The sequence below is a fragment of the Klebsiella ornithinolytica NBRC 105727 = ATCC 31898 genome (assembly GCF_001598295.1).
In the GTDB taxonomy this organism is placed as follows: domain Bacteria; phylum Pseudomonadota; class Gammaproteobacteria; order Enterobacterales; family Enterobacteriaceae; genus Klebsiella; species Klebsiella ornithinolytica.
This window is the reverse complement of sequence record NZ_BCYR01000001.1, coordinates 404,282-417,781: the sequence shown is the minus strand read 5'-3', so window position 1 is coordinate 417,781 and position 13,500 is coordinate 404,282. Positions and strand designations below refer to the sequence as shown.

The following is a 13,500-nucleotide window of genomic DNA, read 5'->3' as shown; positions in this document are numbered from 1 at the left end:
GAGTAAAACCGCCAGAAGTGTTGATTACAGGGTGGCTACTATGCCGCCGTCCAGTTAACTGATTAAAGTGTGATCGAATGAAAATTACTATTTCCGGTACCGGTTATGTTGGTTTATCGAATGGCATCCTGATTGCGCAGAACCACGAAGTGGTTGCGCTGGATATCGTACAATCTAAAGTCGATATGCTTAACCAGAAGATGTCGCCGATTGTCGATAAAGAGATTCAGGAATATCTGGCCGAAAAACCGCTGAATTTTCGTGCGACAACTGACAAGCAAGATGCATATCGCAATGCTGACTATGTCATTATCGCCACACCGACTGACTACGATCCGAAAACCAACTACTTCAATACCTCAACCGTTGAAGCCGTTATTCGTGATGTCACTGAGATTAACCCCAACGCCGTCATGATCATCAAATCGACCATTCCGGTCGGTTTCACCCGTGATATTAAAGAGCGTCTGGGCATCGACAATGTCATCTTCTCCCCGGAGTTCCTGCGTGAAGGCCGTGCGCTGTATGACAATCTGCATCCTTCTCGTATCGTCATCGGTGAACGTTCGGAGCGGGCAGAGCGTTTTGCCAGTCTGCTGAAAGAGGGGGCTATCAAGCAGGATATCCCGACGCTGTTTACCGACTCGACCGAAGCGGAGGCGATCAAGCTGTTTGCCAATACCTACCTTGCTCTGCGTGTCGCTTATTTTAATGAGCTGGATAGCTATGCAGAAAGCCAGGGTCTCAACAGCAAGCAGATTATTGAAGGCGTGTGCCTGGACCCGCGGATCGGCAATCACTATAACAACCCGTCATTCGGTTACGGTGGATACTGCCTGCCGAAAGATACTAAACAGCTGCTGGCGAACTACGAATCGGTGCCAAACAATATCATTGGCGCTATTGTGGATGCTAACCGTACCCGTAAAGACTTTATTGCTGACTCTATCCTTGCGCGTAAACCGAAAGTGGTTGGGGTTTATCGTCTGATCATGAAGAGCGGCTCAGATAACTTCCGCGCCTCTTCAATCCAAGGGATTATGAAGCGTATTAAAGCCAAAGGTATCCCGGTTATTATTTACGAACCGGTGATGCAAGAAGATGAATTCTTTAATTCTCGCGTCGTTCGCGATCTGGATGCCTTTAAGCAAGAAGCTGATGTCATCATTTCTAACCGTATGGCGGAAGAGCTGGCTGATGTTGCGGATAAGGTTTATACCCGCGATCTCTTTGGCAACGATTAGTCCTTTCGATCCTGAGTGCCAGCGGTGCTGCCGCTGGTCTCATCTCTCCCTTGCCTCCGCTTTTACAAATTTTCTATAACGACGACCTCGGTAGTGTGATGCAGTCTGTAATTTTATGCTAAAACCATTGCCCGGCTTACGGTGGTCAGATATGTTAAATCATACCTTGTGAAGAGCTACCGTCACTGAGATGTAGATGCCGGAGATAAGCGCCGGAAGGGAAAAGAAGCCTGCTATGCGGGCTTTTTTTGTTTTTGTACTCAGGGCTTGGGCACGAAATAAACTGGAGCCGACCAAAGCGGAGGCTCATCAAAGCTTCTGTAAAACGCGGGAACAAAAAAACCGCAACCCTGCGATTGCGGTTCAGAAAGAATCAGGTAACCACTCAGGCGTTGTAATACGCCTTGTACCACTCCACGAATTTCTTCACGCCATCCTTAACGGATGTCTGCGGTTTAAAGCCAACCAGATCATACAGTGGTTTGGTATCGGCGCTGGTTTCCAGGACATCGCCCGGCTGGATCGGCATCATGTTTTTCTCAGCTTCCATCCCCATCGCTTCTTCCAGAGCGGTGATGTAGTCCATCAACTCCACTGGCGAGCTGTTGCCGATATTATAGATTCGATAAGGGGCTGAACTGGTGGCCGGTGAGCCGTTTTCTACGGTCCATTCAGGATCTGCCTGCGGAATGACATCCTGCACGCGGACAATCGCTTCTACGATGTCATCGATGTAGGTGAAATCACGCTTCATCTTGCCGTAGTTGTAGACGTCAATGCTCTTACCTTCCAGCATCGCCTTAGTGAATTTGAACAGGGCCATATCTGGACGCCCCCACGGGCCATACACGGTGAAGAAACGTAAGCCGGTGGTGGGGATGCCATAGAGATGAGAGTAGGTATGCGCCATCAGTTCATTGGCTTTTTTGGTTGCCGCATACAGTGACACCGGGTGATCGACCGAATCATTCGTGGAGAACGGCATCTTGCGGTTCAGGCCATATACTGAACTGGAAGAGGCGTACAGCAAATGTTGTACTTTGTTGTGTCGGCAGCCTTCCAGAATGTTCAGATAACCAATCAGGTTGGCATCGGCATAGGCATGCGGATTTTCCAGCGAATAACGCACGCCAGCCTGCGCTGCCAGATGGATCACCCGATCAAACTTCTCAGTAGCAAAAATTTGCGCCATGCCTTCGCGATCGGCAAGATCGATTTTGTAAAAACTGAACCGAGGAGACTGTAAAAGATCCAGGCGAGACTGCTTGAGATTGACATCGTAGTAATCGTTCATGTTGTCGATGCCAACAACCTCATGACCCGCCTCCAGAAGGCGCTGACTTGCATGAAAGCCGATAAATCCTGCGGCTCCAGTGACTAAAAACTTCATATTCATCCTCCGGGTTCGGTGTTCCCCGCTATATATATTTGTCGATTTTACACTGGCTTGCCTTCGGGATCATCTGCTTTACCGTTGCAGGATATAAGCGGGTACCGTAGAAAGTGCAGGGTTGCACACTTCCCGGGTCCTGGTGAGTGCTGAAGATTTTAGGGTAAGTTCGCAAATGATAATCATTATTACATGAAAATAAGTTAGCTGAATAATTGTTACTGCTGTTCTTTGATAGTTACCGTACTCTGTTCGCCTCGCAAGCAAAGCAGCGGAAAGGCTGAGTCTGGTCAATATTGTTTCTTTTTATATATTTTCCGAACAATTCCTCAATAATCAGTCAGTATTACTATTGTAATGATAGTAATGAAATCTATTTTTTCTTTTATAATCATATTGTTAAGTGGGTGCGTTGAAGTGTTCGAATAATGTGCAGCAACTGTGTATTTTTTGGCTGAATGGATTGGTCATGCTTTTTCATTTTTATTCTTCCAGACCAGAGCTATAATGCGCGCGTAATTCACATCCTACGGATGCATTATTGATAATGCGCAGCAAACGTACCCTACGACGCTCGGATTTGACCACTTTTGAAGAAAAGTCAAATTCACTTTTATGCAAGAGAGGGTGAGGAAGGACGTTATCCTGGTGGTGTTGCCGCTGCCTGCCCGCGAACTTAATACTCTGCCTGACTCATGTAGAGATGCGGAGCGCCCAGCTACATGGCTGTTGAAGTCATACTGCCGAGAGTGACGCTTTTTGTTGGTTTCAAGGGTGAAATGAGAAAGTCCTGATGGATAGGATGCCATAAACTGGGGAGAGTAGCGGTGCATTTGTTGCGGTGTAGCGATGGATGTGAGTCCGGAGAGGGGCGCTGAGTACAGATATCCGTTTGTTTTTAGCTTTTTTGCCGAACGCTGACTAGGCTGTTTGTGGCTTCATGAATGCTGCGCCGGTCATGCTTGTGGAGCTAACGACGAGCGAATCCTCTTCGTTACGGTAAGACCGGGTAAGACAGACACTTTAGAGAGGGGAGTCCGCATTTTGGTTGCGATAGCCAATGGCGGTAGCGTGTCTGAATTTTAGAATAAACTCATTGTTCGATTTAACATTTTATTTACAATCTTAAAGGATGGTTTATGTGTCTTCCACGAGAATCACATTTTCATTCAGCGGTGACTGAGGTTAGCGATCATCTCCGATTCCGGAGTGCTAATGCGCAGGAAAGATTGTTTACATATTGCTTGTGCAAAATAATGTTACAATTGGTCTTTGTTTATGGGAATAGCTGTTCGTCTCTCGAGCACAGCAGATCTTATCGATAATTCTGTTTGATACATATTACGTACGGAATTTTTTGTAGAATAATTTATGAGTATAAAAATGAAGTATAATATAGGGTATTTGTTTGATCTTCTTGTTGTTATAACAAACAAAGATTTAAAGGTACGTTATAAAAGCAGCGTATTTGGTTACTTATGGTCAATTGCGAATCCACTGCTTTTTGCAATGATATATTATTTCATTTTTAAACTCGTTATGCGAGTGCAGATCCCGAATTATACCCTTTTCTTGATTACCGGTTTATTTCCGTGGCAGTGGTTTGCCAGCTCGGCGACAAATTCCTTGTTTTCGTTTATAGCCAATGCGCAAATAATCAAAAAAACAGTTTTTCCGCGCTCAGTTATTCCATTGAGTAATGTCATGATGGAAGGGTTACATTTCTTGTGTACAATTCCTGTGATTATTGCATTCCTGTTCGTGTATGGTATGCGTCCATCGCTCTCATGGCTCTGGGGCGTACCAATTATTGCGCTTGGTCAGGTAATTTTTACATTTGGTATTTCAATCATATTTTCTACGCTAAATCTGTTCTTCAGGGATTTAGAGCGATTTGTCAGCCTTGGTATCATGCTCATGTTTTATTGCACGCCGATATTATATGCGTCAGATATGATTCCTGAAAAATTTAGCTGGATTATTACCTATAATCCTCTGGCAAGCATGATCCTCAGCTGGCGGCAGCTGTTCATGGATGGCGTCTTAAATTATGAATATATTTCAATCCTTTACATTACAGGTTTAGTCCTGACAATTGTGGGCCTGAGTATTTTTAATAAATTAAAATATCGATTTGCAGAGATTTTGTAATGGAACCAGTAATAAACTTTAGTCACGTTACGAAAGAGTATCCTCTTTACCACCATATTGGCTCAGGAATTAAGGATCTCGTATTTCACCCTAAAAGAGCTTTTCAGCTGTTAAAAGGGCGTAAATATCTTGCGATCGAAGACATTACCTTCACCGTGGGTAAAGGCGAGGCCGTAGCGCTGATTGGTCGTAACGGCGCAGGGAAAAGTACCTCCCTCGGGCTGGTGGCCGGCGTCATTAAGCCAACAAAAGGCACTGTTACAACCCAGGGGCGCGTTGCCTCAATGCTTGAGCTAGGCGGCGGTTTTCACCCTGAATTAACCGGGCGAGAAAATATTTATCTCAATGCGACCCTGCTTGGGCTACGCCGCAAAGAGGTTCAGCAACGGATGGATCGGATAATTGAGTTCTCCGAGCTGGGTGATTTCATTGACGAACCTATTCGCGTGTACTCAAGTGGTATGCTTGCGAAGCTTGGATTCTCTGTCATCAGCCAGGTAGAACCCGATATACTTATTATCGATGAGGTACTTGCTGTCGGTGACATTTCGTTCCAGGCCAAATGTATACAAACAATACGAGACTTCAAAAATAAGGGTGTAACGATATTATTCGTTAGCCACAATATGAGTGATGTTGAAAAAATCTGTGACAGAGTTGTTTGGATCGAAAACCATAAACTCCGTGAAATTGGCTCAGCAGAGAGAATCATTGAACTTTACAAGCAAGCAATGGCTTAATAATTGGTAATAAGATGAATAGTATCAAAATTTATACATGTCACCACAAACCCAGTGCTTTTCTAAATGCCTCTATTATTAAACCACTGCATGTCGGGAAGGCTAATACTTATAATGATATTGGCTGTGAAGGGGATGATAGCGGAGACAACATTTCCTTTAAAAACCCCTTCTATTGTGAGCTGACGGCCCACTACTGGGTGTGGAAGAATGAATCCCTGGCTGACTATGTGGGATTCATGCATTACCGCAGACACTTGAACTTTGCAGAACAACAAAATCATCCTGAGGATAACTGGGGGGTGGTCAACTACCCGCTCATCAATGCCGAATACGAAAGCCAGTTTGGATTAAGTGATGAATCCATAAGCACCTGCGTTGATGGATATGATCTGCTGTTACCCAAAAAATGGTCGGTAACATCGGCAGGAAGTAAGAATAACCTTGATCATTATGCAAAAGGTGAGTTTTTACACATTAAAGACTATCAGTCTGCCCTGGATGTCGTTGAAGAGCTGTATCCACAATATAAAGCTGCGATTCAACAATTCAATAATGCAACTGATGGTTATTATACGAACATGTTTGTTATGCGCAAAGACATGTTCCTGGATTATTCTGAATGGCTTTTTGCTATTTTGTCTAATCTTGAAGATCGGATTTCGATGAATAACTACAACGCTCAAGAAAAACGAGTTATAGGACACATTGCTGAGCGTTTATTCAATATCTATATCATCAAATGTCAACAAGATAAACAGCTAAAAATAAAAGAACTACAGCGCACGTTTGTTACTGCTGAAACATTTAATGGTAAATTAAAGCCCGTTTTTGACGAAAGCGTACCGGTTGTTATCAGTTTTGATAATAACTATGCATTAAGTGGCGGGGCATTAATCAATTCAATTGTTCGCCATTCTGATGCGAACAGAAACTATGATATCGTTGTTCTGGAAAATAAGGTCAGTCATTTAAATAAACAACGCCTTATCAAGCTAGTTGCTGGTCATAACAACATATCATTGCGCTTTTTTGATGTGAATTCATTCACTGAGATGAGTGATGTTCATACCCGTGCACATTTTAGTGCGTCGACCTATGCGCGCTTGTTCATCCCGCAACTTTTCCGCGAGTATAAAAAAGTTGTGTTTATCGATTCTGACACCGTGGTGAAGGCTGATTTGGCGACACTTCTGGATGTCGAGATCGGCACTAACCTGGTTGCCGCTGTTAAAGACATCGTCATGGAAGGGTTTGTGAAGTTTGGTACCATGTCAGAATCAGATGATGGCATTATGCCTGCAGAGCAATACCTGAAAAAGACATTAGGAATGACTAATCCTGACGAATATTTTCAGGCCGGGATTATTGTTTTTAATGTCGAACAAATGGTTACAGAGAATACCTTTGCTCAATTGATGTCAGCATTGAAAGCCAAAAAGTATTGGTTCTTAGATCAGGATATCATGAACAAAGTCTTCTTTGGCCGAGTCAAATTCTTACCATTAGAATGGAACGTGTACCATGGTAATGGTAATACCGATGATTTCTTCCCGAATCTTAAGTTTTCAACCTATATGCGCTTTTTACAAGCCAGAAGAAATCCAAAAATGATTCACTATGCGGGTGAAAACAAACCATGGAATACTGAGAAAGTCGATTTCTATGATGATTTTCTTGAGAATGTTTTAAATACGCCATGGGAAAAAGAAATCTACTATCGCCAGTTACCTGTGGCCACGGTAGTACCTAACCAACATACTGAACTGCAGCAAACCGTGTTACTGCAGACAAAGATTAAAAGAGCTTTAATGCCATATGTTAACAAATATGCTCCTGTCGGTTCGCCAAGAAGAAATAAGCTCACCAAATATTATTATAAAGTTCGCCGTTCGATTCTTGGCTAATACAACTGGAGATACATTATGAAGCGTAACAATATTCTCATCGTCGGCGCTGGTTTTTCAGGTGTGGTCATTGCCCGCCAGCTTGCTGAACAAGGTCACAAGGTTAAAATCATCGATCAGCGGGACCACATTGGAGGAAACTCTTATGACACTCGCGATCCTCAGACTGATGTCATGGTTCATGTCTACGGTCCGCATATTTTCCATACGGATAATGAAACCGTCTGGAACTATGTCAATCAGTATGCGGAAATGATGCCCTATGTGAATAGAGTAAAAGCTACTGTTAATGGTCAGGTTTTTTCACTGCCGATTAATCTGCATACTATTAATCAGTTCTTTGCTAAAACCTGTTCTCCTGATGAAGCTCGCGCGCTCATTAGCGAAAAAGGTGATAGTTCCATTCTGGAACCGAAGACTTTTGAAGAGCAGGCCTTGCGCTTCATTGGTAAAGAATTATACGAAGCGTTCTTCAAAGGCTACACCATAAAACAGTGGGGGATGCAGCCTTCTGAGCTTCCGGCATCTATACTCAAACGTTTGCCTGTGCGTTTCAATTATGACGATAATTATTTCAATCATAAATTCCAGGGCATGCCGAAGTTAGGCTATACCCATATGATTGAAGCGATCGCCGATCATGAAAATATCACTCTGCAATTACAGCGTGAGTTTGCGGCTGAAAATCGCGAAAGTTATGATCATGTATTTTATAGCGGGCCGTTAGACGCCTTCTATTCATACCAGCATGGGCGTCTTGGCTACCGTACTCTGGACTTTGAGCGATTTACCTGGCAAGGTGATTACCAGGGCTGCGCGGTCATGAACTATTGCTCAGTTGATGTCCCGTATACGCGCATTACGGAACATAAATATTTTTCCCCGTGGGAAAACCACGAAGGCTCCGTATGTTACAAAGAATATAGTCGCGCCTGCGGTGAAAATGATATTCCTTACTATCCAATCCGCCAGATGGGCGAGATGGCTCTGCTGGATAAATATCTATCACTGGCGGAAGGTGAGAAAAATATTACTTTCGTCGGACGCTTAGGGACTTATCGCTATCTTGATATGGATGTAACGATTGCAGAAGCCTTAAAAACGGCCGATAAATACCTGTCTTCATTGTCCAACGACGAAGCAATGCCTGTATTTGTGGCCGATGTACGATGAAACATACTGCACTAATAGTCACTTTCAACCGTCTTGAGAAGCTAAAAAAGACGGTTGCTGAAACTGTTAAGCTGCACTTTACCTCTATCGTTATTGTCAATAATGGGTCCACGGATGGGACCTCTGACTGGCTGCAGACAATCACTGATCCCCGAGTCATTGTCTTAAATCTGGCCAGTAATAACGGGGGGGCCGGCGGGTTTAAGGCCGGTAGTCAATATATATGCAGTTCTGTTGATAGCGATTGGGTCTTCTTTTATGACGATGATGCTTATCCGCAAAGTGATATTCTTGATAAGTTCGCGACGATAAATAAAGAAGATTGTCGTGTTTTTACGGCTTTAGTTAAAGATTTACAGGGCCGGACATGCGCGATGAATGTTCCATTTGCAAAAGTCCCGACCTCGTTTAGTGATACCTTGCAATATATCAAACATCCCCAACGATATGTACCAGATAATAAGAAAATGCTGGTGCAAACCGTTTCATTTGTTGGCATGATCATTAAGCGTGAAGTCTTGAATGAGCACCTTCATCATATTTATGATGAACTTTTCCTTTATTTTGATGATCTCTATTTTGGTTATCAATTAACTTTAAGTGGCGAGAAAATCACTTATCAACCGGAACTTGTTTTTACTCATGACGTGAGTATTCAGGGAAAGGTTATATCGCCAGAGTGGAAGGTTTATTATCTTTGTCGGAACTTGATTTTGGCTAAGAGAATATTCACGGAAGTGGAAATTTTTAGTAGTTCATCAATCCTTTTGCGCCTGTGTAAGTATATCACCATATTCCCTGTGCAGTGCCGGAAATGGGTATATCTAAAGTTTTTATGCCGTGGGATTGTACATGGTGTAAAAGGAATCAGCGGTAAGTTTCACTAAGTGGACATAGCAATGAAAAAACTGTGTTATTTCATAAATTCGGATTGGTATTTTGATTTGCATTGGACCGATCGTGCAATTGCCGCCCGAGATGCCGGTTATGAGATTCACATTATTAGCCATTTTGTCGATGATAAAATAGCGGAAAAATTCAGGACATTAGGTTTTGTTTGCCATAACATTCCACTTGTCGCTCAATCATTCAATGTTTTGATTTTCTTTCGGGCCTTTTCTAAGGCTCGGAAAATTATTCAAAACATCAACCCAGATTTATTGCACTGCATTACCATCAAGCCCTGTTTGATCGGCGGTTTTCTGGCTAAAAGTACCCATCGTCCTGTTATTCTGAGTTTTGTCGGTTTGGGCCGAGTATTTTCCGCAGAGTCTGCCTGTCTTAAGCTGCTGCGAAGTTTTACTGTTATGGCATATAAGTATATCGCCAGTAACAAATGCAGTTTGTTTATGTTCGAACATGATAAAGACAGAGCTAAACTTGCCGATCTGGTTGGTATCGATTACAAACAGACTATTGTTATTGATGGCGCGGGTATTAATCCTGAGATTTACAAATACTCTCTGGAGCAGCAGCGTGATGTTCCGGTCGTCCTTTTTGCCAGCCGTATGCTGTGGAGTAAAGGACTGGGTGACCTGATTGAAGCCAAAAAAATACTGAGTAATAAAAATATTCACTTTACGCTGAATGTTGCCGGTATTTTAGTTGAGAATGATAAAGACGCGATTCCGCTAGCGACGATACAGAAGTGGCAAAGCGAAGGCGTGATTAACTGGCTCGGTCATTGCTCTAATGTATTTGATTTAATTGAAGAATCAAATATCGTTGCTTTGCCGTCGGTCTACGCCGAAGGCGTACCGCGTATCTTGCTGGAAGCTTCCTCTGTCGGGCGCGCTTGTATCGCTTATGATGTTGGTGGCTGTGATAGCTTAATTATCAATAACGATAATGGGTTGATTGTAAAAAGTAAATCTGTCGAGGAATTAGCGGAGAAACTCGGTTTCCTGTTGGATAACCCAGAAACGCGCGTCGCAATGGGTATCAATGGCAGAAAACGCATTCAAGATAAATTCTCGAGCGTGATGATCATTAATAAAACATTAAAAACATATCGTGATGTTGTTGAAGAGTAATTTTTGATGAAGCTCAGTCGCTTTCATCTTACCCATCCTTAATAAACTGGCAACCTACAAATTAAACGCTACCCATAAATAAATATAATTGCGTTTATAAGCTAAGCGTCAAGGTGATTGCATGTCTGAAAAAGAGAGTATAGCTGTTTCCGTTATTATCCCTGTGCACAATGCGGCGGGATATATTTCCGACACATTGAGCACTGTTTTGTCGCAAACATTAAATGATATTGAAATCATTATTGTCAACGATTGTTCTGACGATAATACCTTAGAGATTGTCTCGGCGCTGGCTGAAACTGATTCACGAATTAGAGTCATTAACAACACGACAAATCTTGGTGGGGGAGGCTCAAGAAACATCGGGTTGGATGCTGCTACCGGTGAGTACGTTATTTTTCTTGATGACGACGATTATGCCGATAACATAATGTTGGAGCGCATGTACGCACGTGCTAGCGATATACAAGCAGATGTCGTTATCTGTCGCAGCCAGTCTTTTGATCCCGCCTTGCAGGTTTATGCTCCGATGCCGTGGTCAGTGCGCCAGGAGCTGTTACCTGATCTCAAGTTTTTTTCATCCCAGGATATTCCCTCTGACTTTTTCCGCACCTTTGTCTGGTGGCCATGGGACAAGCTTCTCAGGCGTCAATTTATTACTAGTCATCAGCTTCGTTTTCAGGAAATCAGGACGACCAACGATCTTTTCTTCGTCTGCGCATTTATGCTCATGGCGAACAGAATTTCGGTCTTAAATGAAACGTTAATTTCTCATACCATCAACCGTAGTGAATCCCTATCCGCCACGCGAGCAGAGTCGCACCGCTGTGCTGTTGAAGCATTGGTGGCTCTTAAAGCGTTTATCTGTCAGCAGGGGATGATGGAACACCGTCTCAGAGATTATAAAAACTATGTTGTCGTGTTCCTTGAGTGGCATTTAAACACGATTTCTGGTCCGGCATTTCACCCGTTTTATCAGCAAGTGAAAGAGTTCGTTGTTGCGCTGGATGCAAAGAGTGATGATTTTTATGATGAATTTATCGCCGCCGCCCATCATAGGATCACCACGCTGTCAGCTGAAGAGTACCTATTCTCACTTAAAGATCGGGTTCTGAAGGAACTTGAGTTTTTCCAGGCCAGGAGCTCCGCATTACAGCAAGAAGTTGAGACGCTTACCCACTCATTCGCCGAGCAAAAGGATGAAAATGCGATATTGCATAATCAATTGCATGAGATTGAAGAGCGGGTAACTGAACAGGAACAGAATATTCGTCAGTTAACCGACAAAAATAATGATATGCATCATGAAATGACTATCAAACAGCAAGAGTTCAATGAAATTTATCAGCATCACAAAAATTTAATCTCTTCTTTATCCTGGAAGTTGACTAAGCCGCTACGAGTGGTAAGACGTTTTTTTAAATAATTTCAAAAAGAAGTTAAGCAAGTTTCACTTCTTTGTCAGTGATCTTGTTATTTTCAATAAAGATGTTTTTTCGTTAAATAAAAGAGCTCGTGGTCACATGATTTGCGAGTCTCTATTCCTGTTAGATTAATGATTTATTAGCTAGAGAGTAATAGATTTTTTGTCGAGTTTTACTGGGGGCAGTAAAATTTTGATGTGTGTACTTGTGTTTTTTGTGACTTCCTGCCTTTAAAATTTTTCCTATTGGGCAGTAATCACCTTTGAATATTGATAGCTATTCTTTTTATTACTAATAAATTCTTTCTTCTAAAAGAATGTAGTTTTACTCATTGGAATATGGGGTGTAGATTGTCTGTTAACAGATTTGATGCCATTGATGGCACTCGTGGGATATTGGCGGGTATGGTCATGCTCAGCCATATGTTTGGCAGCTTTATGGGTTGGCCGCAAGTCAGACCATTTAGCGGTGCCTATCTGTGTGTGGTATATTTTTTCATCATGAGTGGCTTTGTTCTAACCTATGCCCACGCATCAGGAAACTTTTTCAAATACGTTCTTACACGATTTGCCCGATTATGGCCGCTTCATTTTCTGTCGACGATGCTGATGGTAGCCATTTATTACTATAATGCGCACCATGGCGGCTACGTTTCCAGCCCGGATGTTTTTTCTATTAGCGTGATATTAAAAAATATATTATTTCTTCATGGTCTTTATTGGCATGACTTCAAGTTAGTCAATGAACCATCGTGGAGTATCAGTATTGAATTCTGGGTATCGCTTTTAATTCCTCTGATCTTTACGCGATTAGGAAATATGACTCGCGCTGTTGTTGCAGGATTGTTTTTTATTTTCCTGTGGCATAAACATCCATCAGGGATACCCCCATCAATGCTGACAGCAATGCTGTCAATGCTGATTGGTTCATTGTTTTTTTCTTTATCACAGACAGAGTATTTTAAGTGTCTGATGAAAGAAAAATTTATGGCATTTTTTATTACCGCTGCGGCTGTCGTATCGATCGTTGGCGTATATGCTATGAACCATAGCCGACTGGATTACTTTTTATTCGTTGCATTTATCCCGATGCTCTTCATCGATCACCTTCCTGATAATCAACTAATAAAGAGAGTTTTCACCTCAAATTTATTCTTATTTCTCGGTTATATTAGTTTCCCTTTATATTTATTGCATGAGCTGGTTATCGTATCCGGATTCATTTTTGACGCTGAGAATGCCTGGGTATCGATATCATTAGCGGCATTTGCCTCAATATTCATTGCCTATATTTATGCCCGATTTATCGATTATCCTCTCTATCGGGCATTAAAGCGTCAGATTGCCAAAATAAGTTAATTATGGTTTGGATTTTATTGAACGGTAGTTGACTGATTAGTGCGCTGTCGTCGGAGTAGCGTTGCGACGCTTAAAAGGGG

At 42.5% G+C, this 13,500-nt stretch carries 10 protein-coding genes; 9 read left to right on the top strand and 1 reads right to left on the bottom strand.

Annotated elements, in window-relative coordinates; genetic code table 11:
- The first annotated feature begins 77 nt into the window (after positions 1-77).
- The gene (gene ugd / locus ROR01S_RS01890) at positions 78-1,244 is read left to right on the top strand and encodes a UDP-glucose 6-dehydrogenase (RefSeq protein ID WP_044350299.1); all 1,167 of its coding nucleotides are present in this window, start codon (positions 78-80) and stop codon (positions 1,242-1,244) included.
- A 385-nt stretch (positions 1,245-1,629) separates the two neighbouring features.
- On the opposite strand, the gene ROR01S_RS01885 is transcribed toward ugd, so the two are convergent.
- Complete coding sequence (locus tag ROR01S_RS01885; RefSeq protein ID WP_064359046.1) at positions 1,630-2,634, bottom strand: NAD-dependent epimerase; 1,005 nt, start codon at positions 2,632-2,634, stop codon at positions 1,630-1,632.
- A gap of 1,383 nt (positions 2,635-4,017) precedes the next feature.
- Between ROR01S_RS01885 and ROR01S_RS01880 the strand changes: the two genes are divergently transcribed.
- From ROR01S_RS01880 to ROR01S_RS01845, 8 genes are all read left to right on the top strand, one after another.
- Positions 4,018-4,785: an ABC transporter permease gene (locus ROR01S_RS01880; RefSeq protein ID WP_015583927.1), complete on the top strand. Its 768-nt coding sequence runs from the start codon at positions 4,018-4,020 to the stop codon at positions 4,783-4,785.
- Complete coding sequence (rfbB, locus tag ROR01S_RS01875) at positions 4,785-5,525, top strand: O-antigen export ABC transporter ATP-binding protein RfbB (RefSeq protein WP_000433876.1); 741 nt, start codon at positions 4,785-4,787, stop codon at positions 5,523-5,525. Before ROR01S_RS01880 ends, rfbB begins: the two co-directional genes overlap by 1 nt.
- Positions 5,526-5,539: 14 nt before the next feature.
- A complete protein-coding gene (locus tag ROR01S_RS01870) occupies positions 5,540-7,432 on the top strand; it encodes a DUF4422 domain-containing protein (RefSeq protein WP_048023819.1) in 1,893 nt (630 codons plus the stop codon).
- An 18-nt stretch (positions 7,433-7,450) separates the two neighbouring features.
- Positions 7,451-8,605, top strand: coding sequence for a UDP-galactopyranose mutase (gene glf / locus ROR01S_RS01865; RefSeq protein WP_044352105.1), 1,155 nt, complete (start codon positions 7,451-7,453; stop codon positions 8,603-8,605).
- Positions 8,602-9,492, top strand: coding sequence for a glycosyltransferase (locus ROR01S_RS01860; protein ID WP_048023822.1), 891 nt, complete (start codon positions 8,602-8,604; stop codon positions 9,490-9,492). Before glf ends, ROR01S_RS01860 begins: the two co-directional genes overlap by 4 nt.
- Complete coding sequence (locus ROR01S_RS01855; RefSeq protein ID WP_023157139.1) at positions 9,493-10,638, top strand: glycosyltransferase family 4 protein; 1,146 nt, start codon at positions 9,493-9,495, stop codon at positions 10,636-10,638. It abuts the gene before it with no gap.
- Positions 10,639-10,759: 121 nt separating this feature from the next.
- Positions 10,760-12,064 (top strand): glycosyltransferase family 2 protein, encoded by a 1,305-nt coding sequence (locus ROR01S_RS01850; protein ID WP_064359045.1) that lies wholly within the window; start codon positions 10,760-10,762, stop codon positions 12,062-12,064.
- A gap of 348 nt (positions 12,065-12,412) precedes the next feature.
- The gene (locus ROR01S_RS01845) at positions 12,413-13,420 is read left to right on the top strand and encodes an acyltransferase family protein (RefSeq protein WP_044023510.1); all 1,008 of its coding nucleotides are present in this window, start codon (positions 12,413-12,415) and stop codon (positions 13,418-13,420) included.
- Positions 13,421-13,500: the final 80 nt, after the last annotated feature.

Bases quoted from the DNA above. Each gene is read 5' to 3' on its own strand.
- ugd (WP_044350299.1), top strand. From the start codon at position 78: ATGAAAATTACTATTTCCGGTACCGGTTATGTTGGTTTATCGAATGGC.
- ROR01S_RS01885 (WP_064359046.1), bottom strand. From the start codon at position 2,634: ATGAAGTTTTTAGTCACTGGAGCCGCAGGATTTATCGGCTTTCATGCA.
- ROR01S_RS01880 (WP_015583927.1), top strand. From the start codon at position 4,018: ATGAAGTATAATATAGGGTATTTGTTTGATCTTCTTGTTGTTATAACA.
- rfbB (WP_000433876.1), top strand. From the start codon at position 4,785: ATGGAACCAGTAATAAACTTTAGTCACGTTACGAAAGAGTATCCTCTT.
- ROR01S_RS01870 (WP_048023819.1), top strand. From the start codon at position 5,540: ATGAATAGTATCAAAATTTATACATGTCACCACAAACCCAGTGCTTTT.
- glf (WP_044352105.1), top strand. From the start codon at position 7,451: ATGAAGCGTAACAATATTCTCATCGTCGGCGCTGGTTTTTCAGGTGTG.
- ROR01S_RS01860 (WP_048023822.1), top strand. From the start codon at position 8,602: ATGAAACATACTGCACTAATAGTCACTTTCAACCGTCTTGAGAAGCTA.
- ROR01S_RS01850 (WP_064359045.1), top strand. From the start codon at position 10,760: ATGTCTGAAAAAGAGAGTATAGCTGTTTCCGTTATTATCCCTGTGCAC.